General features: G+C 62.9%; 20 protein-coding genes and 2 tRNA genes. 11 read left to right on the forward strand and 11 right to left on the reverse strand.

What is annotated here, in order from left to right; genetic code table 11:
- Positions 1-165 precede the first annotated feature (165 nt).
- Entirely contained in the window at positions 166-1,485 is a 1,320-nt protein-coding gene (clcA, locus tag HUN39_RS04515) for a H(+)/Cl(-) exchange transporter ClcA (protein ID WP_175093299.1), read from the forward strand.
- A gap of 33 nt (positions 1,486-1,518) precedes the next feature.
- Here the strand turns inward: clcA and HUN39_RS04520 are convergent.
- The 4 genes from HUN39_RS04520 to rdgB form a co-directional block, all read right to left on the reverse strand.
- A tRNA-Tyr gene (locus HUN39_RS04520) sits at positions 1,519-1,603 on the reverse strand.
- 189 nt (positions 1,604-1,792) lie between these two features.
- Positions 1,793-2,191, reverse strand: a complete 399-nt coding sequence (locus HUN39_RS04525) for a DUF779 domain-containing protein (RefSeq protein WP_175093300.1) — start codon at positions 2,189-2,191, stop codon at positions 1,793-1,795.
- A 127-nt stretch (positions 2,192-2,318) separates the two neighbouring features.
- A complete protein-coding gene (gene adh / locus HUN39_RS04530; protein WP_175093301.1) occupies positions 2,319-3,836 on the reverse strand; it encodes an aldehyde dehydrogenase in 1,518 nt (505 codons plus the stop codon).
- Between the two features lie 119 nt (positions 3,837-3,955).
- The gene (gene rdgB, locus HUN39_RS04535; protein WP_175093302.1) at positions 3,956-4,585 is read right to left on the reverse strand and encodes an RdgB/HAM1 family non-canonical purine NTP pyrophosphatase; all 630 of its coding nucleotides are present in this window, start codon (positions 4,583-4,585) and stop codon (positions 3,956-3,958) included.
- A 281-nt stretch (positions 4,586-4,866) separates the two neighbouring features.
- On the opposite strand from rdgB, the gene HUN39_RS04540 reads away from it, so the two are divergent.
- Genes HUN39_RS04540 through HUN39_RS04550 form a run of 3 tightly spaced genes read left to right on the forward strand, consistent with a single transcriptional unit; the run spans position 4,867 to position 7,161 of the window.
- Positions 4,867-6,369 carry a sigma-54-dependent transcriptional regulator gene (locus HUN39_RS04540; RefSeq protein ID WP_175093303.1) on the forward strand — a complete coding sequence of 501 codons (1,503 nt, stop codon included), beginning with the start codon at positions 4,867-4,869 and terminating at the stop codon, positions 6,367-6,369.
- A 37-nt stretch (positions 6,370-6,406) separates the two neighbouring features.
- Positions 6,407-6,883: a glutathione peroxidase gene (locus tag HUN39_RS04545; RefSeq protein ID WP_175093304.1), complete on the forward strand. Its 477-nt coding sequence runs from the start codon at positions 6,407-6,409 to the stop codon at positions 6,881-6,883.
- Positions 6,880-7,161 (forward strand): hypothetical protein, encoded by a 282-nt coding sequence (locus HUN39_RS04550; protein WP_175093305.1) that lies wholly within the window; start codon positions 6,880-6,882, stop codon positions 7,159-7,161. Before HUN39_RS04545 ends, HUN39_RS04550 begins: the two co-directional genes overlap by 4 nt.
- Positions 7,162-7,397: 236 nt before the next feature.
- On the opposite strand, the gene HUN39_RS04555 is transcribed toward HUN39_RS04550, so the two are convergent.
- Positions 7,398-9,599 (reverse strand): carbohydrate porin, encoded by a 2,202-nt coding sequence (locus HUN39_RS04555; RefSeq protein ID WP_175093306.1) that lies wholly within the window; start codon positions 9,597-9,599, stop codon positions 7,398-7,400.
- A 209-nt stretch (positions 9,600-9,808) separates the two neighbouring features.
- On the opposite strand from HUN39_RS04555, the gene HUN39_RS04560 reads away from it, so the two are divergent.
- From HUN39_RS04560 to HUN39_RS04570, 3 genes are all read left to right on the forward strand, one after another.
- Positions 9,809-11,269, forward strand: a complete 1,461-nt coding sequence (locus HUN39_RS04560) for a circularly permuted type 2 ATP-grasp protein (protein WP_175093307.1) — start codon at positions 9,809-9,811, stop codon at positions 11,267-11,269.
- A gap of 65 nt (positions 11,270-11,334) precedes the next feature.
- Positions 11,335-12,282 (forward strand): alpha-E domain-containing protein, encoded by a 948-nt coding sequence (locus tag HUN39_RS04565; RefSeq protein WP_175093308.1) that lies wholly within the window; start codon positions 11,335-11,337, stop codon positions 12,280-12,282.
- 10 nt (positions 12,283-12,292) lie between these two features.
- Positions 12,293-13,117: a transglutaminase family protein gene (locus tag HUN39_RS04570; protein ID WP_175093309.1), complete on the forward strand. Its 825-nt coding sequence runs from the start codon at positions 12,293-12,295 to the stop codon at positions 13,115-13,117.
- 12 nt (positions 13,118-13,129) lie between these two features.
- On the opposite strand, the gene HUN39_RS04575 is transcribed toward HUN39_RS04570, so the two are convergent.
- Positions 13,130-13,519, reverse strand: a complete 390-nt coding sequence (locus HUN39_RS04575; RefSeq protein WP_175093310.1) for a transposase — start codon at positions 13,517-13,519, stop codon at positions 13,130-13,132.
- Between the two features lie 259 nt (positions 13,520-13,778).
- On the opposite strand from HUN39_RS04575, the gene HUN39_RS04580 reads away from it, so the two are divergent.
- A tRNA-Thr gene (locus HUN39_RS04580) sits at positions 13,779-13,853 on the forward strand.
- Positions 13,854-14,009: 156 nt separating this feature from the next.
- On the opposite strand, the gene HUN39_RS04585 is transcribed toward HUN39_RS04580, so the two are convergent.
- The 3 genes from HUN39_RS04585 to HUN39_RS04595 form a co-directional block, all read right to left on the reverse strand.
- On the reverse strand, positions 14,010-14,222 hold the full coding sequence (locus HUN39_RS04585) for a hypothetical protein (protein WP_232365905.1): 213 nt from the start codon (positions 14,220-14,222) through the stop codon (positions 14,010-14,012).
- 253 nt (positions 14,223-14,475) lie between these two features.
- Entirely contained in the window at positions 14,476-16,140 is a 1,665-nt protein-coding gene (locus tag HUN39_RS04590) for an outer membrane protein (RefSeq protein WP_175093312.1), read from the reverse strand.
- Between the two features lie 477 nt (positions 16,141-16,617).
- Positions 16,618-16,908, reverse strand: coding sequence for a hypothetical protein (locus HUN39_RS04595; RefSeq protein WP_175093313.1), 291 nt, complete (start codon positions 16,906-16,908; stop codon positions 16,618-16,620).
- A gap of 337 nt (positions 16,909-17,245) precedes the next feature.
- On the opposite strand from HUN39_RS04595, the gene HUN39_RS04600 reads away from it, so the two are divergent.
- The 3 genes from HUN39_RS04600 to HUN39_RS04610 are packed head-to-tail and all read left to right on the forward strand — an operon-like array spanning position 17,246 to position 20,210.
- Positions 17,246-18,178 carry a polyprenyl synthetase family protein gene (locus HUN39_RS04600; protein ID WP_175093314.1) on the forward strand — a complete coding sequence of 311 codons (933 nt, stop codon included), beginning with the start codon at positions 17,246-17,248 and terminating at the stop codon, positions 18,176-18,178.
- A 12-nt stretch (positions 18,179-18,190) separates the two neighbouring features.
- Positions 18,191-18,901 (forward strand): DUF1345 domain-containing protein, encoded by a 711-nt coding sequence (locus HUN39_RS04605; RefSeq protein ID WP_175093315.1) that lies wholly within the window; start codon positions 18,191-18,193, stop codon positions 18,899-18,901.
- Between the two features lie 7 nt (positions 18,902-18,908).
- On the forward strand, positions 18,909-20,210 hold the full coding sequence (locus tag HUN39_RS04610) for an MFS transporter (RefSeq protein ID WP_175093316.1): 1,302 nt from the start codon (positions 18,909-18,911) through the stop codon (positions 20,208-20,210).
- On the opposite strand, the gene HUN39_RS04615 is transcribed toward HUN39_RS04610, so the two are convergent.
- Positions 20,207-20,797, reverse strand: a complete 591-nt coding sequence (locus HUN39_RS04615; RefSeq protein ID WP_332310721.1) for a Uma2 family endonuclease — start codon at positions 20,795-20,797, stop codon at positions 20,207-20,209. The two genes, HUN39_RS04610 and HUN39_RS04615, sit on opposite strands and share 4 nt — an antisense overlap.
- A 66-nt stretch (positions 20,798-20,863) precedes the next feature.
- The gene (gene rpoD / locus HUN39_RS04620) at positions 20,864-22,879 is read right to left on the reverse strand and encodes an RNA polymerase sigma factor RpoD (RefSeq protein WP_175093318.1); all 2,016 of its coding nucleotides are present in this window, start codon (positions 22,877-22,879) and stop codon (positions 20,864-20,866) included.
- Between the last annotated feature and the right edge of the window lie 34 nt (positions 22,880-22,913).

Consider the following 22,913-nt stretch of genomic DNA (forward strand, 5'->3'; position numbering starts at 1 on the left):
TCGTTCGTGGCCGCGCAACATGCCAAACGCCGCTGCGCTGGACAAGACAGCGGAAGCGGAAGCATGAGCGGTTACGGCGCCGACGCTGCAGGAGCGCGTTCCCGACCGTAATCGTGCTATGGCTTCGCCGTGGCCCCCAGCCCCCACGGACCGAGCCGCTGCGACATGCTTCATCGCGACCTCCATGAGGCCCGCTCGACGGCCTTGACGTCTTCAGAGGGCAATCTGACAGTTCTCGCGACGTTGGCGCTGCTGGTCGGCGCTGTCGCGGGTCTCGTCTGTGCGTTTTTCCGGCTTGCGCTGCAGCGGGCCGATGTTTTTCGCGCAGCCGTTATCGATTGGGCGCATAGCCACTCAATCGCGGGCTTTATTCTGCTCGTCGGCGGCTGCGCGTCGGCGGCCGTCATCGCCGCCTGGCTGGTGCGGCGGTATTCGCCACACGCGTCGGGGAGCGGGATTCCGCATGTCGAGGCGGTCTTGCGCGGTGACGCGGCGCCGTCGCCCTTTGTCCTGCTGCCGGTGAAATTCGTGGGCGGATGGCTGGCGATCGGCTCGGGCCTGGCGCTCGGCCGGGAAGGCCCGAGCGTGCAGATGGGCGCGGTGCTCGGCCATCTCTTCGGCGGCGCCTTCCGCCGAGACTGGCCGGATTGCCGCGTTCTGCTGGCGGCGGGCGCGGGCGCAGGCCTCGCGACCGCCTTCAACGCGCCGATGGCCGGAGCGGTTTTCGTCCTGGAAGAGCTCGTCCAAAAATTCGAGCATAGGATAGCGATCGCCGCGCTGGCGGCGTCCTCGACCGCAATCGCCGTCGCGCATCTTATTCTGGGCGACGCGCCGGATTTCCAACTGCCGCCGCTGGCGTATCCCCCGCCGGCGATCGGCCCGCTGTTCTTCATGCTTGGCGTTGTGTGCGGAGCCGTAGCCATCGCCTATAATAAGGCGGTGCTGGCGACGCTGGCCGCGGTCGACCTCGTGCGCGGCCTGCCGGCGGAGACCTGCGCCGCCGCGATCGGCGCCGCGGCGGGCGTTCTCGCCTGGTTCGGACCGGAATGCGTCGGCGGGGGAGATAATCTCACCCAGAATGCGCTGCTTGGGGCGCCCGGCCTTTTCGTCCTGCCGTTCCTCTTTCAACTGAGGTTCTGGTTCGGCGCCTTGTCCTATTCGGCGGGAACGCCGGGCGGTCTTTTCGCGCCGCTGCTGACGCTGGGCGCGCAATTGGGACTCCTCTTTGGCGCCGGTTGCGGATTGGCGTTCCCGGACCTTCCCATTCAGCCAGAGGCCTTCGCGGCGGTTGGAATGGCCGCGTTCTTTACGGGCGTGGTGCGGGCGCCGTTGACCGGGCTCGTGCTCGCGACGGAAATGACAGGCAGCGCGCTCCTGCTGCTGCCGATGCTGGCGGCCTGTTTCACCGCCATGCTGATTCCTACGCTGATGAGCGACGCGCCTCTTTATGACGCCTTGCGCGAGCGCCTGCGCTTCCTTCGCTGATCGAAGCGGTAGGAGAATTTCCATGCTTGGAGATGGTGGGGGAAGTAGGACTCGAACCTACGAAGGCTTAGCCAGCGGATTTACAGTCCGCCCCCTTTGCCGCTCGGGACATTCCCCCATCGTCTCGCAAGGAGACGCGGCCGCGATGAAGCGGCCGATGCAGCGGCATATGCGGCCCCTGCGGCGCAGTGTCAACCTTAAACTCCCCGGCAGGCTGGGGGCGACGCTGAGCCCGCTCGAGCGCCGCGATCGCCATCCATTGGGCCATCAGAACCCGAGCAGAGGCGTTGCGCGGCGGGCGCAGCGCTCAAGCTCGAGAATCGGCGGCCGGCGCAGCGGCGGCCAGATGCGCCAATTCGTCGTCGGAAAAAAGCCGCGAACGCGTCAGGAACCGCAGCCCCGTGCCATTGTCGAGCGAGAACATGCCGCCTTGCCCCGGCACGACGTCGATGACGAGCTGCGTGTGCTTCCAGTAATCGAATTGCGCCGCGCCGATGTAGAAGGGCGCGCCGCCGATCTCGCCGAGCAGAACGTCGCCGTCGCCGACGAGGAATTCCCCTTGCGGATAGCACATCGGCGCCGAGCCGTCGCAGCAGCCGCCCGACTGGTGGAAGAGAAGGTCGCCGTGTTCCTTTCGCAGCCGCGCGATGAGATCAAGCGCCACGGGCGTGGCGATGACTCTCGCCGGTTTGACTGTCGTCGTCATCGCCCCCTCCCTGTCCCTCCCCCGCTAAAGCGGGAGAGGGGACGCTAGCGATCGGCGTTCCGCGCTTCTCCGGTGAAGGGCGAGTTTCGCTTCCTCTCCCTCTAAGCGGGGGAGGGCTGGGTGGGGGCTAAAAGAACCCCAGCTTCTTTTCGCTGTAGCTCACCAGCATGTTCTTGGTCTGCTGATAGTGATCGAGCATCATCCTGTGATTCTCGCGGCCGATGCCCGACTGTTTGTAGCCGCCGAAAGCCGCATGCGCCGGATAGGCGTGGTAGCAGTTCACCCAGACGCGCCCCGCCTGAATGGCGCGGCCGAAGCGATAGCAGCGGTTGGCCTCGCGGCTCCAGACGCCCGCGCCAAGACCGTAGAGCGTGTCGTTGGCGATGGCCAAGGCCTCGTCGTCGTCCTTGAAGGTCGTCACCGACACGACGGGACCGAAAATCTCCTCCTGGAACACGCGCATCCGATTATGGCCTTCGAGCACGGTCGGCTTCACATAGAAGCCGCCGGCGAGTTCGCCCGCGAGCGCGTTGCGTTCGCCGCCGGCGAGCACCTTCGCGCCCTCCTGTTTGCCGATGTCGATATAGCTCAGGATCTTTTCGAGCTGCTCGGAAGAGGCCTGCGCGCCGATCATGGTTTCCGGGTCGAGCGGATTGCCCTGCTTGATCTCGCCGACGCGCTTCAAGGCGCGCGCCATGAAGCGGTCGTAGATATTCTCATGCACCAGCGCGCGGCTCGGGCAGGTGCAGACTTCGCCCTGATTGAGCGCGAACATGACGAAGCCCTCGATCGCCTTGTCGAGATAGTCGTCGTCCTCGCGGGCGACGTCCTCGAAGAAGATGTTGGGCGACTTGCCGCCAAGCTCCAGCGTTACCGGAATGAGGTTTTGACTCGCGTATTGCATGATGAGCCGGCCGGTCGTCGTCTCGCCGGTAAAGGCGATCTTGGCGATCCGGTTCGACGAGGCGAGCGGTTTGCCAGCCTCCAGCCCGAAGCCGTTGACGATGTTGAGCACGCCCTTGGGAAGAAGCTCGCCGACAAGCTCCGCCCAGACGAGAATGCTCGCGGGCGTCTGCTCGGCCGGCTTGATGACGACGCAATTGCCCGCGGCGAGCGCCGGCGCAAGCTTCCAGACGGCCATCAGAATCGGGAAGTTCCAGGGGATGATCTGGCCGACGACGCCGAGCGGCTCATGGAAATGATAGGCGATGGTGTCGTGGTCGATTTCCGAGATGCCGCCTTCCTGGGCGCGAATGGCGCCGGCGAAATAGCGGAAGTGATCGATCGCGAGCGGAATGTCGGCGGCGCTCGTCTCGCGAATCGGCTTGCCGTTGTCCCAGGTTTCGGCGGCGGCGAGGAGACCGAGATTGGCCTCCATCACGTCGGCGATGCGGTTAAGGAGGATGGCGCGTTCCGTCGGGCTGGTTTTGCCCCAGGCGTCTTTGGCGGCATGCGCCGCGTCGAGCGCGGCCTCGACGTCGTCCTTGTCGGAGCGCGCGATCTCACAAATCTTCTGACCGGTGATCGGCGAGATATTGTCGAAGACGCGGCCGGATTTCGCGTCCGCCCATGCGCCATTGATGAAATTGCCGTAGCGGGCCTTGAACGGCGGTTTGAGCGCGGCGAAAGTTTCATGCTTGGTCATGGGGCGTTCCTCGCGTTTCCGCAGCGGCGGCTTTTTCTTTGAGAAGGTAGTTGGAGCGCGGCGTTACGCCAAGTGCCTGGCGCCAAGTCCCCGACGCCTAGCGCCCGAGCCGGGATGCCTTAGTCGAGACACGCCTTCGCCAGCGCCTGAAACGCCCGGGCGCGATGCGACAGCGCCTGCGAGCCGTCGCCGGGGAGCGCATGTTTTTCCGCCGACATCATCTCGCCGAAGGTCTTGTCGAGCCCGTCGGGCCGAAAGATCGGATCATAGCCGAAGCCCTTCTCGCCCTTGGGCGGAAAGACCAGAACGCCGTCGACGCGGCCCTCGAACTGCTCGATATGCCCGTCCGGCCAGACGACGGCGAGCGCGCAGGTAAAATGCGCGCGGTAGGGCGGCGCGGCGCCGCGCGCCTCGAGTTCGCGTTCGACGCGGAGGCAGGCGGCTTTGAAGTCGCGGTCCTCCCCCGCCCAGCGCGCCGAATAGACGCCGGGGGCGTCATCGAGCGCCGCGACGCAAAGACCGGAATCGTCTGCGAAGGCGGGAAACCCGGACGCCATGGCGGCGGCGCGGGCCTTTAATAGCGCGTTGCCGGCGAAGCTCTGTTCGGTCTCCTCGGGCTCCTCGAGGCCGAGTTCTCCGGCGGAAACCGCCTCGACGCCATGCGGCTCGAGCAATTGCCTGAGTTCCCAAAGCTTCCCGGGATTGTGCGTGGCGATGACGAGCTTGCCGGCGATTTTGCGCGGAACCATCAAATTTCCTCCCGCCGCGCGGCTCCTGGCGCGCCGGCGGGGCGTCGCCATGGCGCTGACATCTCCATAACTTGCAGCGATTCGCCGCCAAATCGCCACGATCGCCCTCTGGGGGTCTTGGTCGAAGGGTCGGAAGGCGCTACAAAGTTTTGTCTTGGCGCGGTTAACCCCGCCTTTACTATGCTTGGCAACGATTGAGGAGCCGCAAAGACGGTTCCGGGACGCGCCAAGCCTGACGCGGCGACTTCGCCGCTCGATTATCCCGGCATGCAAGGGACGAAATGACCTCGACCATTCTCATTGTAGACGACGATCCCGTTCAACGTCGTCTGCTGGAAGCGATGACGCGGCGATTTGGTTACGAGGCCGAGACCGTCGAAAGCGGCGAACAGGCGATTGCGCGGCTGACGCAGCCCGGCGCCAAGGCCATAGCGCTGCTCATTTTGGACCTCGTCATGCCCGACCTCGACGGCATGGGCGTGCTCACCCGGATGCGCGACATGAAACTCGCGACGCCGGTGATCGTGCAGACCGCGCATGGGTCGATCGAGGCCGTCATTTCCGCGATGCGCGCCGGCGCCCATGACTTTGTGGTCAAGCCGGTCGGCGCCGAACGCCTGCAAATTTCCATCAAGAACGCGCTCTCCGCCGATGCGCTCGCCGACGAAGTGCGCCGCATCAGCCGCCGGGCGCAGGGCGCGCTGACATTCAAGGACCTCGTCTCGCGCAGCGACGACATGGCGCGCGTCATCCGACTCGGCCAGCGCGCGGCGCATTCCTCCATTCCGGTGCTTCTCGAAGGCGAGTCGGGCGTCGGCAAGGAGATCGTGGCGCGCGCGATCCAGGGCGCGTCGGATCGCAAAGGCAAGCCCTTCGTCACCGTCAATTGCGGCGCGCTGCCGGCCAATCTCGTCGAATCGATTCTCTTCGGCCATGAGAAGGGCGCCTTCACCGGCGCCACCGAGAAGCACAGCGGCAAATTCGTTGAGGCGAACGGCGGGACGCTGTTTCTCGACGAGATCGGCGAACTGCCGCTCGACATTCAGGTGAAGTTGCTGCGCGCGCTGCAGGAAGGCGAAATCGATCCCGTCGGCGCGAAGCGCGCGATCCGGGTCGATATTCGACTGATCTCGGCGACCAATCAAAATCTCATCGATCTCGTCAAACGCGGGCTGTTTCGCGAGGACCTTTTCTATCGGCTCAACGTCTTCCCGATCAACATTCCGCCGCTGCGCGGTCGCCGCGAGGACGTCGCTGATCTCGCCAGGCGCTTTGCGGCGCGCTTCGCCGCCGAGGAAGGCCGCAATATCCGCGGCGTGACGTCGGAAGCGCTGTCGCTGCTGACGAGCTACGACTGGCCGGGCAACGTCCGCCAGTTGGAAAACGCCGTGTTTCGCGCCGTCGTTCTCGCCGACGGCGACGAACTGACGGTCGCCGAATTTCCGCAAATCGCCGCCCATGTCCAAGGCTATGAAGTGCGCGTGCCGCCTGCGCCTGCGCCGGGCGCCCCCGGGACTGCGCCGCGCGAACGCGAGATCGTCCGCGTCGAAATCCGCGATCCGAATGCGATGTCGCTGATTGGATCGAACGGTGAAATGCGCACGCTCGAGGACATCGAGACCGCGACGATCCGCTTCGCCTTGACGCACTACCGCGGCCAGATGTCGGAAATTGCGCGGCGACTTGGAATTGGTCGCTCGACGCTCTATCGGAAGATGAAGGAATACGGACTCGAGGAAGCGTCAGAAAGCGACTCCGAGCCTTCGGGAACGCTGGTCGCGTAATCTGGGAGCGCATGCTTCCTTGCAGTGCGAGGGTTTCATGACGCTGTTCGACATCGAAGCGACAACGATCGACGGCCAGCCGAGGAAGCTTGCCGATTACGCTGGCAACGTCATGCTGGTCGTCAATGTCGCGAGCCGGTGCGGCTTCACGCCGCAATACGCCGGGCTCGAAGCGCTTTACCGCAAATTCGCCGATCGGGGATTTGTCGTCTTGGGCTTTCCCTGCAATCAGTTTGGCGCGCAGGAGCCGGGCTCCGAGAAGGAAATCGCGTCCTTCTGTTCGGCGACTTACGACGTCACTTTTCCACTGTTCGGCAAGGTCGACGTCAATGGCGAGACCGCGCATCCGTTCTATCGCCTGCTCAAGCGCGAGGCGCCGGGAATTCTCGGATCCGAAGCGATCAAATGGAACTTCACGAAATTTCTCATCGACCGCGAGGGGCATGTCGTGAAGCGTTACGCGCCGACCGACACGCCCGAGCAGATCGCGAAGGATGTGGAGGCGCTGCTGTGACCGCCATCGACGCGCGCATGATTGAAGACGGCGATCCGCTCGTCTTCGACGTGGCGGTGCGCGATCAGGGAAGCGAGACGCAGCATCGCGTCACGCTCTCGCGAAAAGATCTACTGCGGCTCGGCGGCGGCGCCGATGCGCAAAGATTTATCGACGCCGCCTTCCGCTTTCTTCTCGACCGCGAAGCAAAGGAGAGCATTCTCGCGCGCTTCGACATGAGCGTCGTCGCTGGCTATTTCCCGGAGTTCGAGCAAAAGCTGCCGGAATATCTTGCTTGAAGCGTCATGCGGATTCCGGCTGATCCGTTCGCTTGGGCCGTGTCATTCCCGTCAGGCCGAAGGCCTGACCGGGAATCCAGAGCCGATCCAGAAACTGGTCTTGCTCTGGATTCCCGATCGCGCGCTACGCGCGCGTCGGGAATGACAGCCAAGCCGTTCGAAGGGATTTCATATCGCAGGGGTTCCGGTCGCACTGTTCGCTGGGTCGAGATCGTCATTGCGAGCGAAGCGAATTCTCAGAACGCTGCGCGCAATCTCAGTCCGAAGACATTGACCGGACCGCGCGCGCTGTTATGCGCGGGATTGACCAGCAGCTGATAGTCGAGGGTCGCATCGATATTCTTGCCGAAGCCGATCTTGTAATAGGCCTCCATATTCTTCTCGCCGGCGTAGGAGAGCGCGCCGTCGCCGATGTAGACGCTGGTTCCGCCAAGTTCGAAGTAGCGCACGCGCGAACCATGTAGTCCGCTGAAGGCGCCGGCGACGCCGATCTCATCGTCGTCGCATCCCCAGAGCGCGCCGCCGGCGACGAAGCCGAATGCGACGGAGCGGTCGATATCCGTGTAATCGACCGTCTCATAACGCCCGTCGGCCATGCTGGCGCGCAGGAAAAACCCAAGATGCGGCGCAACCTGCTGCCTGACGTTTATGCCGCCGCCGGTTTTCACGGCGCGCCCTCGCGCGGTGTCGACTCGCGGCGGGAAATCGCCGGCGAGATAGGCGTAACGGATGACGTCATCGATTTTGCTCAGATAGCCGTTGTCGCCATAGACGAGAAATTTGATCGCGCCGGGCTGATCGAAAAGATCATATCGCGCCTCGAATTCCGCGACGCCCATGAACTGGCGGAAGAGTTGCGGCTCGATGTCGAGGCCGTTGGGAACCGTCGAGAGCTGAAACACGCCGCCGCGCGCCGTCCACCAGTCCTGCTTCCACTCTGCGGCCAGTCCGTAGGTGTAGCCCCAGGCGTCGGCCGCGTAGTCGAAGGCGCCCAACGTGTTGAACGCGAAGTTGAGAAAGCCGGTCGTGGGATCGTGCGCGTAAACATTGTCGTCGAACACGTCGCCGACCGCGAATTTTCCAAGCGTGAGGACGATGCGATTCTTGTCGACCTTGCCCGAGATCTGGTTTTGCGTCGATTCCAGCACTTCGCTCCGGGCGCCGACATCGGGGTCTCTCTGCCGCTCGCCGCCATTCAATCCGATGATCTGGCGCAGGAAGTAACGTTGGAAGCGCATATAGGGGGCCGCGCGGCCGACCTTGGCGACCGCGGCGTTGACATAAGACGCCGCGCCGACCGAATTGGCGAGCCCATAGCCGGCGTCAATCTCGGGGTTGATATAGACGGCGCCGCCGTCCCACAAGCGCAGGCCCAGAAAAAGATCGGTGGTGGAGCCGACATTGGCCTTGCCGCCGGAAGGGAAGCTGTTGGGTCCGTCATAGAGCGCGCGAAACCGCGGATAAGCCTGGACGACATTCGTCGTCTGCGCGTGAACGCTGTAGCGTTCGGGCGCATTATGCGCGCCATTGTTCCCGCCATTAGCGGAATTCTGACCGGCGCCGTGCGGATGATGGCCGTAATGCAATTCGCCGAGAATTTCGTTTTTCTCGCCAAAATGATAGTTCAGGCCAAACCGTATGAGATGGTTCTCGTTGCGTGTGCGCGACGCATAGGCATAGCCGGCGTCATTGTCGAAGACCTGTGTGTTCAGCGACTGATTGAGGAAGAGATATTCGGCGCGCGCCGACCAATTGTCGGCGAAGGCGTATTCGAAGCCGGCGCCGATCGCATATTTCATCCGCGACGACTGTGACCAGGGCGCAGAGAAAATGGCGTCGGGGCCTCCGGCGCCGAGCGTCAGCGTCGCTGGGCCGCGCGCCCCGCCGGCCGCGACGCCGCCCGTCAGATAGAAGAGCGAGCGGTCCCATGCGTAGCCGACCCGCCCGCGAATGCTCGCGAAGAAATTGGCGCTCGAATTGGCGGAGAGCGCGTACGCCGGAAGGCCGGGAACATAGGCCGGCGAGGCCGGGAAAAGCCCCTGCGGGCCGCGCCTGCCGTCGAGAAGGCTGAGATCGGTTTCGAAACCCCAGACGAAGGGGCCGCGCTGCCAATTATATCCGACCTGCACGCCGATGGTGACGCCTGGGCGCGTCACGCCACTCGGATAAAGATCGAAGACGGGCGCGCCGAAGCCGCTCGTCGCCTGCAGCCGCTCGCCGGCGTGCAGAGGAACGGCGCCGCCGAGGCTCGCGCCCATATACATGCCGACCCAGCTGAAGGCCGGCGGCCGGTCCTCGCAGCGCGCCGCGTTCCCATTCAGCGCGCAAAATGCAAAACCAAGAGAGACGACAATAGACAGGCGCGCGGCGGCGCTCGTCGGCGCTCCAAGTCGAGGGACGGCGACGCTCGAAGTCGGGCAGGATCGAGGCCTCTGCATGCGCGCTTAAGAACCTTGCCGACTTCGTCTCCGTTGGATAGCGATAAGGCTGCGCCAGAACCAAGCGCAGCGCGAATCATCCTTTGCCAAATAGTAAAACTCTGTGACAGATTTTCGCAGCGCCTATTGGCGCAGTCCTTGCTTTGAGCTGTAAAAAAGGCCGCCAGCCGCGGAAAACAAAGGCGGGCCGCCAAGAGGGAGTTCTTGCAATGGACTCACGCATAACGCAGTTCGATGAACTGGCTGGAGCGGACGGCCGCACCCGCGCCCCTTATCGCAAGCTCTCGCAATGGCTCGCGGAAACTCCGCCCGAACTCCTGGCCTCGCGGCGCGAGCAGGCGGAGCTGCTTTTTCGTCGCATCGGCATCACCTTCGCGGTCTATGGCGCGCAGGAGGCCACCGAGCGGCTCATTCCCTTCGATATCCTGCCGCGCATACTCGCGCGCAGCGAATGGACGACGCTTGAAAAAGGTCTGATCCAGCGCGTCACCGCGCTCAACGCGTTTCTTGCCGACATCTACGGCGCCGGAGAGATATTGAGGGCTGGAATCGTTCCTGCCGATCTCGTCTATCGCAACCCCGCCTATTGCCCCGATATGGCGGGCCGGCGCGTGCCCTACGATATTTACGTGCATATCGCTGGCGTCGACATCGTGCGCACCGACGATCAGGGCTTCTTCGTTCTCGAGGACAATGCGCGGACGCCGTCTGGCGTCTCCTATATGCTCGAGAACCGCGAAGTGATGATGCGGCTTTTCCCGGAGCTCTTCGCGCTGCATCGCGTCGCGCCGATCGAAAACTATCCCGATGAGCTGCTCGCGACCTTGCGCTCGGTCGCCCCGCCGCGCGCCAATGGCGATCCGACGATCGTCCTGATGACGCCCGGCCAGTACAATTCAGCCTTCTACGAACACTCGTTTCTCGCCGACAAGCTCGGCGTCGAACTCGTCGAGGGGCGCGATCTCTTCGTTCGCGACGACGTCGTCTACATGCGCACGACCGAGGGCCCGCGCCGCGTGGACGTCATCTATCGGCGCATTGACGACGACTTCCTCGACCCGCTGTGCTTCCGGCCGGATTCGGCGCTCGGCGTCGCCGGGCTGATGGGCGCCTATCATGCAGGCAATGTGACGCTGGCGAATGCAGTGGGCGCCGGCGCCGCCGACGACAAGGCGATGTATACCTACATGCCTGACATTATTCGGTTTTATCTAGGCGAAGCGCCGCTCCTGCAGAATGTTCCGACCTTTCGCTGCCGCGAAACCGAAGCGCTGACCTACGTGCTCGACCATCTCGATGAACTCGTCGTCAAGGAAGTCAACGGCTCCGGCGGCTACGGCATGCTCGTGGGACCGCATGCGGCCAAGGCGCAGATCGAGGAGTTTCGCGCAAAGCTTAAGGCGCATCCGGAGAATTTCATCGCGCAGCCGACGCTGGCGCTCTCGACATGCCCGATCGCGATGGCGACCGGCGTCGCCCCGCGCCACGTCGATCTGCGGCCCTTCGTGCTGCAAGGGGCCAATGGCGCCCGCGTCGTGCCGGGCGGTCTGACCCGGGTCGCGATGACGGAGAAGTCGCTCGTCGTGAATTCGAGCCAGGGCGGCGGCACCAAGGACACCTGGGTGATCGACGACGCGTGGGTCGCCGAGGAGCCGATGGGGCAAGCGTGATAAGACGCTCGCATACGCCGCAACGACCACCGATGATCGCCAACGACTCATAAACGGACGTGCTGATGCTTTCCCGCACCGCCGACAATCTGTACTGGCTTGCCCGCTATATGGAGCGCGCCGACTTTCTGGCGCGCGCCATTCAGGCGTCGCGACGCCTCGCCGCGCTGCCGAAGGCCTATGGCGGCGAAGAAACCGAGTGGGAAAGCGTGCTGCTGTCGTCGGGCGCGGCGCTGACGTTCGACGCCTCCGGACGTCCCGTCGATGAAGCCAATGTCATCGAGTTTCTCACCTTCGCGCCGGAAAATCCGGGATCAATCCGCAACTGCCTGGAGCAGGCGCGCGCCAACGCCCGCGCCGTGCGCACGGCGTTGACCATCGAAATGTGGGAGTCGATCAACGACGCCTATCTTGAAATGCGCGCGCTGGAATCGCGCGGCGTCGTCCCTTGCGCGCAGGAGCTTGCGCGCTTTCTTGAGGTCATCAAGCAGACGTCGCTGACCTATGACGGCGGCGCCTATCGCACCATGCTGCGCAACGACGCCTATTGGTTCTCGCGCGTCGGGCTCTTTATCGAACGCGCCGACAACACGGCGCGTCTGCTCGACGTCAAATATCATGTGCTGCTGCCCGAGAAGGAGATCGTCGGCGGTTCGCTCGACTATTTCCAATGGTCGGCCATTCTGCGCGCCGTATCGGCGCATACCGCCTATCACTGGGTCTATCGCACGAGCATGAAGCCTTGGCTTGTCGCCGATCTGTTGATCCTCAAACCGGAGATGCCGCGCTCGCTGATTTCCTGCTATGAGTCGATCGTGCGCAATCTCGACAATCTTGCCCGCGCCCACGGGCGCCAGGGCGTGTCGCAGCGTCACGCCCGCGGCGTCTATGGCAAGCTCGAAAAGCTGAATATGGAGAGCGTTTTCCAGGGCGGGCTGCATGAATTCGTGCAGTCCTTCATCAGTGAAAACAACCGACTGGCCACGCTCATTTCCGAGCAATATCTCTTCTGAGCGAAATCAGATGCGCATCCGCATACGGCACGAAACGACCTATCGCTACGCGGAGCCGCCGCGAATGGCCGTGCAGCATCTTCGCCTGTCGCCGCGCAATCACGATGGGCAGCATGTCGTCGACTGGCGCATCGACGTCGATCGCGATTGCCGACTGGTGCAGTCGGAAGACGCGTTCGGCAATACGCTTCACCGCTTCTCTGTCGATGGGCCGATCGAATCGATCTCCACGGTGGTCGAAGGAGAGGTGACGACCTTCGACATGACCGGAGTCGTGGCAGGCGCGGTCGAGCGCTTTCCGCCGATCCTTTATATGCGCGAGACGCCGCTGACGACGCCGAGCGCAGCGATCGGCGATTTCGCACGCGAAACGACGTCGAAGGAAAGCGGAACGCTCGCGAAGCTTCACGCGCTCCTTGGCGCGATTCACGAGTCGCTCACATTCGACGCCGCCGCCACGCATTCGGCGACGACGGCGGCCGAGTGTTTCGAGCATCGCAAGGGCGTCTGTCAGGATTTTTCGCATCTCTTCATCGCCTGCGCGCGCGGGATCGGCGCGCCGGCGCGCTATGTGAGCGGCTATTTCCTCGGCAGCGATGGCGAGGATCAGGTCGCCGGCCACGCATGGGCCGAGGCCTATGTCGAGGATCTCGGCTGGGTGGCCTTCGATCCCACGCATGGCGTCGCGCCGCAAGAACATCACGTGCGCGTCGCCGTCGCGCTCGACTATCTGGGCGCGGCGCCGATCCGCGGCGCGCACTCGGGCGGCGCGGGCGAAACGCTGGACGTCAAAGTGCGCGTTGCGCAGGCGGCGGCCTTCAGCCAATCGCAGTAGCAGTAGCTGGTCTCAGGCTCCGACCAATTGGCCAACCGCGGCGCGCTGGCGCCCGTCGGCATCATTTCGCGCGCGCTCGGCTAAGCCAATTTCATCGCACGGCGCGAAGCGCAGCCCGTATTTGTCATATTGGAAATCGCATTTGCCGTTGTGGCTGAGCGCGGCCACGACCCGCGGCCAGACGTCCTTCCTGTCCCAGCGATGATAGCGCGTATAGATCGTGTACCATTTGCCGAACTGCGGCGGCAGGCTGCGCCAGGGCGAGCCGGTGCGAAAAATCCAAAACACCGCTTCGAGAAAAAGCCGATTGTCGCGGCCTCTACAGCCTGGGTCGCCTTCCTTTCCGGGAAGGACGGAAGCGACGGCCTGCCAATGTTCGTCAGAAAGATAATTCTCAATCAATTGATCCTCCGTCGCGGCGCGTGCGACGCCGACCCGGCCGACGCGCCTTCGATGTGAAGGGCCGACATGATCGATCGATAGCTCAATCTTAAGTTGTAATTTTTTATAACACAACCTGTTTTGGCGGGGTGGTCCGGCGAAGGCGTGCGTTCAGCCGCCGCCTGGGCTGGACGCGCGCGCGCTTGCGACTTGCGCGTCCCTGTGGCACACAGGCGCCGAACGCGTCGGACGCGATTTCATGCGTTTCGGGCGATCAAGCGCTGCAGTAGCTCAGTGGTAGAGCACTCCCTTGGTAAGGGAGAGGTCGAGAGTTCAATCCTCTCTTGCAGCACCAGCTCAATAATTTGTCTGTCAGTTCGACGTGAAATGCGGGCGCGGAAAGCGTCGTCTTTTCCACGCAGCTAAAGCCCGCCAGAGAGGTCCGGCAGGCTTTTTCCCTGTTGTCGAGCGGACAGATGGCGACGCGAGGCGCGCCCCGTGGCCGGAGATCTTACGAGAGGATCGAGTTCAAGCGAGAGAAGGCTTTTGAGCTGTAGTCGCTAAACGGAAGGCTTTCGAAAAAGGCTTCAACGCCTTTGGGATTCTGGCCCCAGGCGATCAGGAAGCCCGCCACCGCCAGAAGCAGCAGGGACAGCAACGCCGACGAGAGCCCCGCGAGAACCCCAACCGCCAGAATGATTCCAATCTTGGTCCTGTTGCTCATCGCCATTGCTCCGTCTCCTGATTGCGCCTCGTCTGCACTCATTTAGATTAACATGGTTAACCAACAATTAGCGCGCAAGCTCGCCTGCCTTTTCTGCGCGCAGCGCGTCGCCGCCGGCCTCATCATGCGCAAGCGCCCCGCCTATGGCGCGTCTGCGCCGTTCCTTCGCCGCGCAACTCTGCGCCGCACAACCCTTCTCCGCGCAACTCTTCGCCAGCTTCCGCAGCCTGGAACGCTGCAGGGGTCGACGGCGCTAATTCGGATCGGCGCTCCCTCCATTCAGATCGAACGCGAAATTGAGCGAGGCGTTGAATGATTGAGTATTGAGCGCGCCCGAAGTGCTCGCCGGCGTATAGCCGATGGAGGTGATGTCAAAACCGGGCACCGGCGCGGCGTACCAGGCCAGATAGTAGCTGGTCGTGCTTCTTGTCTGGGAGAACGTATAGTTGATATCGACAAACCAGGACGGCGTCAGGAAATAGGTGACGCCAGCCGTCGCGGCCGCGCCCCACACCCAATGGGAATTTTGATAATTCGCGGGAAGCGCGGTTTGATTGATCGGCGCGCCCTGCGAATTGCGATAGCCAGTCAAATTATTCAGATTTGTTCGAATTTGGGAGAGGGACGGGCCCGCGCCGAGATAGAGGAACCCGTTCGAGAATGCGCGCCCGATAAAGGGCGTCAGAACGAGCTGATGGTTTATGCTCGTCTGATAGGACTGAAGATAGCCCGTCCCGAAGAAATTAAATTCTCTATCGAAATTGTTATTTTGGCCGTCGAGCGTGACGTTAAACGCGCCAAACTGAGGGATGAGCACGTTGGACCGCGAGGATTTCGAATCCAAATACGTATAGGAAAACTTAGAGCCCCAGAGCCAGTTGGTCCCTTCAAAGTGATTGAAGTAGTTGATCTGCCCAATCGGCGCTAATCGGACTTGAGGAGTCAGATTGACGCCCGTGTTCCATCCCGCGAAGCCATAGCCGAAAAGCCGTCCCAGCCTATCAATGTTATTTGAGGTTCCGGCCCAATAAAGATTCTGCTGCTCAAACGTCGCTAGATTGAGATTGCCGCCGACGCCAATCGATAGTGCGGACTTAGGCACAAGAGACGTCGACGCGCTTTCCGCGTCGACGCGCGCGACCGCCGGAGGCGCGCCCCAGTCGAAATGGTAATTCACCCCCGTGCGCAGCGTGTTCCACCGCGTGCGGTTGCTGGCGCTTCCATAAACGCCGCTGTATGCGCCACTGTCGCCGGAAACGTCGGTATAGAGATATTCAGCCTTGACCGACCAATTCGGCATGAACATCCATTCGACGCCGCCGCCCGCCGTCCAGCCGGTCCTTACGGCGGAGACCTGATTGCCCAGAGAGCCGCCGTAAGCGTTCTCGACCTCGGCGTAGGCAAAACCGCCCGTGCCATACAACAAGAGCGTCGGCAGGGGGGTGACGCCGATGCGCGCGCGCGCCGTTCCGAACCAGTGAATGGAAACGCCGCCGCCGAGCCATCCCGGGACGTAGCTGACCGCGCCATTGCTGTTCTGCAAATAGCCAGGGGAGAGGCCGCTGCCGGACAGCAGGCTCGCGCCCTGAAGATCGGCTTCCGCGCCTATGACCGCCAGGGGCGAGAGCGCGTAACTGTAACCGATCTGGCCGCCGCCGTTGACGCCGCCGCCAGCGCCGAGCGCGGTGAGGCTGTTGGTCACACCGCCGTTCAAGCCGTCTGGTCGCCAGATATTGCCGTTGCGGGCGTCGGCGCCCCATCCGCCGCCGATGTTCACGCCCGCATAGAAGCCGGTCCAAATGGGAAAGGGGACGGAAGGCGTCTCGGCGCTCTGCGCGAAGGAAAGTCCTGGCACACATGCGGAGCCGATCGTCAGAGCGACATGAAATTTCGCCGCACAGACAATCGCCTTTTTCATCGCGCACCCCAAGCCAGTGGAAAAACAGGAAATTTCCCTGCCAGCTTCGACGTGGCTTTAGAGGCCCAGTCAATCGGCGCGCAACACAAAGACGCCTTTCCAAAACATTTTGTGGTTTCGATGTGTCCTTGCGGCCACATCTGATGATATCAGCGCTTTTGGCTTCGCGACTGTATCCCGAAGCGCGCCCGCGCGCTTTGGTTTCCGGGCGCATCCTTCAAGCTGAGTTGAAGAATTTCAGCCTGAGTAATAGCCGACGATCGCGGCGCCGAGAAAGAAACCGATCGCCCCTATAATCATCAGTCTGGTTAAGCCTTCTGGCATGAACTCTCTCCAGGCGGCGCCGCTCGCCTCAAATTAGCGGTCTCAACTCCAAGATCAAGAAGCGTCGCGCCCAGAGCGTGGCGATCGCGTGGGCAGAAAAGAAAAGAAAAACCGCAGGCAAGCGCCTGCGGTTTAAAAAAATTTGTCGCGCTCTTAGTAGTTATAGAAAGCGACGCAGACGCGGTTGCCGTAATAGTCCCAGCCCCATTTCGCGCAGCGCCGCGGCGGAGCGGTCGCCGCGCCGACGATGGCGCCGCCGGCCGCGCCGATCGCCGCGCCGGCGAGCGTGCCGCCGGCGCGTCCGCCGGACGCGAGCGCGCCGATGCCCGCGCCGCCAAGTCCGCCGATCACGGCGCCGCCTGCCGCGCGTTCACCGGGCGTGTTGCACGCCGTAAGCGGCGCGGCCGCCATGAGGGCGGTCGTCAGCAGCAGAACTTTCTTCATGCGTTTCTCCTAGGGTGACGCTGGATCATCCGCATCCAGGCGAAGCGGCGACGGACCAGTCCGATCGCATGCGCGCCGCGAGAGTCTTTACGACGCCGCGGCCGACGACCGCTTGGGGATGCCACAAGCCGCATTGGCGTCGGGCGGAGTTTAATAAATGCTCTGTGCAATGACTGTCGCAAAAATACAACATCGTGCGACATTCAGGCGTTCGCCGCTGAGGAAAAGCCCGAAACGCGACGAGTTTTCGCCATAAAGGAGCGCGCACGGCGCCCTTGGGGTTGGACCGTAAATTTGCTAGCAGCCACTGTCGTTTGCTTTTAAGGACATCGCTCTCATGGATGCAGCCGCATGCGCCGAGGAATTCCGACGCCGTCTCGACGCCGCCGCCGACGCCACAGAATCTGCGCTCGACGCGCTGCTCGCGCCTGCGCCGCTTCCCGGCGAGATCGCCCGGCCCGCGCGCCTTCTCGAAGCGATGCGCTATTCTTCGCTCGGCGGCGGCAAGCGGCTGCGGCCCTTTCTCGTCATCGAATCCGCGCGACTCTTTGGCGTCGTCGGCGAAGCGGCGCTGCGCACCGCCTGCGCGCTTGAAATGATTCATTGCTATTCGCTCGTCCACGACGATCTGCCGGCGATGGACGATGACGATCTGCGCCGCGGCCGGCCGACGACTCATAAGGCCTTCGACGAGGCGACGGCGATCCTCGCGGGCGACGGGCTCTTGACCTACGCGTTCGATGTCGTCGCCGATCCGAAGACGCATCAAGACGCTGGCGTGCGCGCGGCGCTGGTGCTCGCTTTGGCGCGTGCGGCGGGGCTTGGCGGGATGGTCGGCGGACAGGCGCTCGACCTTGCCGCTGAAACCGCGGCGACGCCGCTCACGCTCGAAGCGACCTTGCAGATGCAGGCGATGAAGACGGGCGCTCTGTTACGTTTCGCCGTCGACGCCGGAGGCATCCTCGGCGGCGCTTCAGTATCGCAGGCGCGTGCGCTGACGCGCTATGGCGAAGCGCTCGGCGCGGCCTTTCAAATCGCGGACGACATTCTTGACGCAGAGGGCGACAGCGCGGCGCTTGGCAAGCGCGCCGGCAAAGACGCCGAACGCGGCAAGGCGACTCTTGTCGGTCTTCTCGGTCTCGACGCCGCGCGCGCGCGGCGGGACTCGCTGGTCGCGGAAGCGACGGCGGCGCTGCGCGAAGCAGGACTGGGGGAGGGAACCGACATTCTGGCGGAGGCCGCCCGTTTCGTCGCTGCGCGGCGCAACTGAGGAATCGCGCCGATGCCCCGAGCGTTAAGGAGCCGTCGGCGCGCCTCGGCCATTTTGGCGCCGTTTCGTGTTATTCGCGCGCGCCCGCAGCTCTTTCTCAGTTTCGCTTTCGGCGTCGTCGTCGGATTTCTTCTGCCGCAGGCGATGCAGCCGGTCGCACGCGCGCTCGTCGCATGGAACGCCGTCGCGCTCTGCTATTTCGTTCTCGTCTACCTGCTCATCGCCCGCGCCACTCACGATACGATCCGCGAACGCGCCCAGCATCTCGACGAGGGCCGCTTCGTCATGCTGTTGCTCACGACCGCGATCGCCACCGCCTCCTTTGGAGCCGTCGTCGTCGAGCTTGGTTCGGTGAAGTCAATGGAAGGCTGGGAAAGGGGGGCGGCCGTCGCGCTCACCATCGTCACGGTGCTGAACTCCTGGCTGTTCCTGCACCTGACCTTCGCCTTTCACTATGCGCATGAATTTTACTTCGAGGAAGAGCATGATCCGGACGAGCCGCCGACGGCGCGAGGCGGACTGCATTTCCCCAACACCAGGATGCCGCAATACATCGACTTCCTGTATTTTTCCTACGTCATCGGCGTCGCCTTTCAGACCGCCGACATCGAAACCTGCTCGTCGCCGATGAGACTGCTGGTCGCGACGCATGGCATCGTCGCTTTCTTCTACAACACCACGATCCTCGCGCTGATGGTGAACGTCGCCAGCCAACTGGTCTGAAGAAAACATGCATGACGCGGCGATCGATCTTGAAAACGAAGCGGCGCGACTGCGGGCGATATTGATCGGCTCCGTCGGCAATCTCGTCGAATGGTACGACTTTTACGTCTATTCGGCTTTTTCGCTTTATTTCGCCGACTCATTCTTTCCTGGCGAAGACCCGCTCGCGCAGATGATGTCGGCCTCCGGCGTCTTTGCGCTTGGTTTCTTGATGCGACCGATCGGCGCCTATGTCTTCGGACGGATCGGGGACGGGCGCGGCCGGCGCGCCGCGCTGATGCTCTCGGTGCTGCTGATGTGTCTGGGTTCGCTCCTCATCGCGCTCGCGCCGACCTATGCGACGATCGGCGTCGGCGCGCCGGCGACGCTGCTCTTCGCGCGTCTCGTTCAGGGCGTCAGTCTTGGCGGCGAATATGGTTCGAGCGCGACCTATCTCGCCGAGATGGCGCATCCCGAGCGCTGCGGTTTCTATTCGAGCTTTCAATATGTGACGATGATCGCCGGCCAGCTGCTGGCGCTTTGCGTGCTGCTCATCCTGCAGAATGTCGCGCTCGACGCTCAGGCGCTGCGCGACTGGGGCTGGCGCATCCCTTTCGCCTTCGGCGCGCTGCTCGCCATCGTGGCGCTCTATATGCGCCGCGATCTTGCAGAAACGCCCGCCTTCAAAGCCTCCCGCGCCGAGCGGCGGCGCGGATCGCTCAGCGCGCTCCTCGCGCATAAGCGCGAGACGGCGACGGTCGTCGGACTGACGCTCGGCGGCACCATCGCCTTCTATGTCTATACGACCTACATGCAGAAATTCTTGAAGCTCTCCGTCGGGCTGAGCGACGCTGAGACGACGTGGATTGCGGCCGGCTCGCTTCTCTTCGCGCTCTGTCTGCAACCGATCTACGGCGCCTTGTCGGATCGCGTCGGCCGTCGCCCGATGCTCATCGCCTTCGGCGTGCTGGGAACGATCTTCACCGCGCCGCTGCTGACAGCCATTCAGAATGCGCGCTCCGCATGGATCGCCTTTGCGCTCATCTGCTGCGCCTGGCTGATCGTCGCGCTCTACACCTCGATCAACGCCGTGGTGAAGGCCGAACTGTTTCCGGCGGCGATCCGCGTCACCGGCGTCGCTTTGCCTTATGCGGCTACAGTTTCCGTTTTTGGCGGCTCGGCGGAATATGTGGCGCTCTGGTTCAAGGCGCATGGCCATGAGAGCTGGTTCTTTTACTACGCGAGCGCCGCGATCTTCATCTCGCTCATCGTCTACGCGACGATGCCGGATACGAAGAGGAATTCTCGGATTGAGCGGGACGGAAGTTAGGCTTCGTCCGACGTCGGCGCTATGCCGAGGTCCGACAGGCGGACGGCGAGTTCCGGCGCGAGCATCGGCGTCGCAAGCTCACTTGAGGAAAGTTCCGCGATCTCGGCGTAGCCGCTGGCGCCCAACCTGCGATGGACCCAGATTGTTGCGCGAATGGCGTCGACGACCCACACCTCACGAACGCCATACGCCGCATAAATGCCGATCTTGCGGCCCTTGTCGTAATTGAGGCTCGAATCCGCGACTTCAACGGCAAGCAAGACGGCGGGGCCGTCGAGCGCCTTAAGGTCGAGATCGCGACGAAAGACACAAAAGTCAGGCTCGACGAACGTGCGCGCGTCAAGACGCAGCGTGGATTCCTGCGCGATGGTAAGATGGGCTGGCGCAACACGTTGCAAAAATCGATTCAGCTCAATCTTAATCCACTCATGCCGAGCGCCCTTGGGCGACATGGGCACAACCTCCCCGCCGATCAGCTCGAATCTTTCGTCTTCGTCGATAATGCCAACGCGCACCATCTCTTCGACTTCTGCGACAGTCCAGCACCGTCGAGGCATGCCTTCGGCGGCTTGCGTTTCCAGCGGCAATGAAGCGGGTCGTAAATGCGGGTTCATACGCGCACCTTAGCACGTCCCGTGCTTCGGGCAGGGACGTCAGTTATCCAAGAAGCTCCGCAGTTTCCGGCTCCTTGACGGATGCTTCAGCTTCCGCAGCGCCTTCGCCTCGATTTGGCGGATGCGCTCGCGCGTCACCGAAAACTGCTGGCCGACTTCTTCGAGCGTGTGGTCGGTGTTCATGCCGATGCCAAAGCGCATGCGCAGCACGCGTTCTTCGCGCGGGGTCAGCGACGACAAGACTCGCGTCGTCGTCTCGCGCAGATTCGACTGGATCGCCGCCTCGATCGGCAGCACGGCGTTCTTGTCCTCGATGAAATCCCCAAGATGCGAATCCTCCTCGTCGCCAATTGGCGTCTCGAGCGAGATCGGCTCCTTGGCGATTTTGAGGACCTTGCGCACTTTCTCGAGCGGCATGGCGAGCTTTTCGGAAAGTTCCTCGGGCGTCGGCTCGCGGCCGATCTCATGCAGCATCTGGCGCGAGGTGCGCACGATCTTATTGATCGTCTCGATCATATGCACGGGAATGCGGATGGTGCGCGCCTGGTCGGCGATCGAGCGGGTGATCGCCTGACGAATCCACCACGTCGCATAGGTCGAGAATTTATAGCCGCGGCGATATTCGAATTTATCGACGGCCTTCATCAGACCGATGTTGCCTTCCTGGATGAGGTCGAGGAATTGCAGGCCGCGGTTGGTGTATTTCTTGGCGATGGAGATCACGAGACGCAGATTCGCCTCGACCATTTCCTTTTTCGCCTGCCGGGCTTCGCGCTCGCCCTTCTGCACCATATGCACGATTTTGCGGAACTCGGAGATTTCCAGTCCCGTCTCGGTCGCAAGCGCATGAATGTCGCCGCGTAGATCCTTGATGCGATCCTTGTCCGCGGCGACGAACTCCCTCCAGCCCTTGGAGCCGAGCTTGGCGACGCGCATGACCCATTTCGGGTCGAGCTCCGAGCCGTGGAACTTGTCGATGAAGTCTTCGCGCATCACGCCGTGGCTGTCGGCGAGCCGCAGGAGCTTCGTCTCATAGCCGATAAGTCGCTTGTTGATGTCGTAAAGCTGCTCGACCAGCGCTTCGATGCGGTTCTGGTTCAGCGACAGCGATTTGACGTCGGCGACGATTTCCTTCTTGAGCGTCTTGTATTTGCGCTCCTGAGCGGGCGTCAGGGTCTCGTTCTTGAGCTTGTTCTCGACGTTCTGGTCCTGAAGTCGGCGCAGCTTCTTATAGGCGTCGGCGATGCGCGCGAAGGTTTCGAGGACTTTCGGCTTCAGTTCTAATTCCATCGCAGAGAGCGACACGGAATTTTCCATGTCGTCTTCTTCCTCGAACGTTTCTTCGGCGGGCGGGACGTCCTCCTGCAGCCCGGCGGGCGGAGTGCGCGGCGCCGTCGCCGGCGCCAGGTCGGCCGCGGGCGCCGGCTCAGCGGTCTTTGCCGCTTTGCCCTCGGGCCCGGCGTAGGTCGCCTCGAGATCGATGATGTCGCGCAGCAAGACCTTGCCGGCTTCCAATTCCTCGCGCCAGATGATGATCGCCTGGAAGGTCAGGGGGCTCTCACAGAGCCCGGCGATCATCGCCTCACGCCCGGCCTCGATGCGCTTGGCGATGGCGATTTCGCCTTCTCGCGACAGAAGTTCGACCGAGCCCATCTCGCGCAGATACATGCGCACGGGGTCATCTGTGCGATCGGCGGGCTCCGACGTGCGCGTCGCCACCGCGGTCGCGCGCGGGGTCTCGACGAGTTCGCCGCCTTCGGCTTCTTCCTCTTCGGCGGCTTGTTCCTCAGCCTCGACGTCGTCCGGATCGTCGCCTTCAGAGACGGTGATGCCCATCTCCGAGAGCATCGCGTAGACGTCCTCGATCTGATCCGACGACACTTCCTCGGACGGCAGCACCGCGTTCAGCTCGGCATAGGTGACGAAGCCGCGTTTTTTCGCGAGCTTGATCATCCGCTTGACGGCGGCGTCGTTGAGATCGAGAAGCGGTCCGTCGGAAGCCTCCGTCGCCGCTACGGTTTCGTTCTCGACCTTAGTTTCGTCTTTCTTCGCCATCCACAAGCTCCAAACGCCTCGCCCCGGATCGGCT

This window comes from Methylocystis silviterrae, assembly GCF_013350005.1.
GTDB lineage: Bacteria > Pseudomonadota > Alphaproteobacteria > Rhizobiales > Beijerinckiaceae > Methylocystis > Methylocystis silviterrae.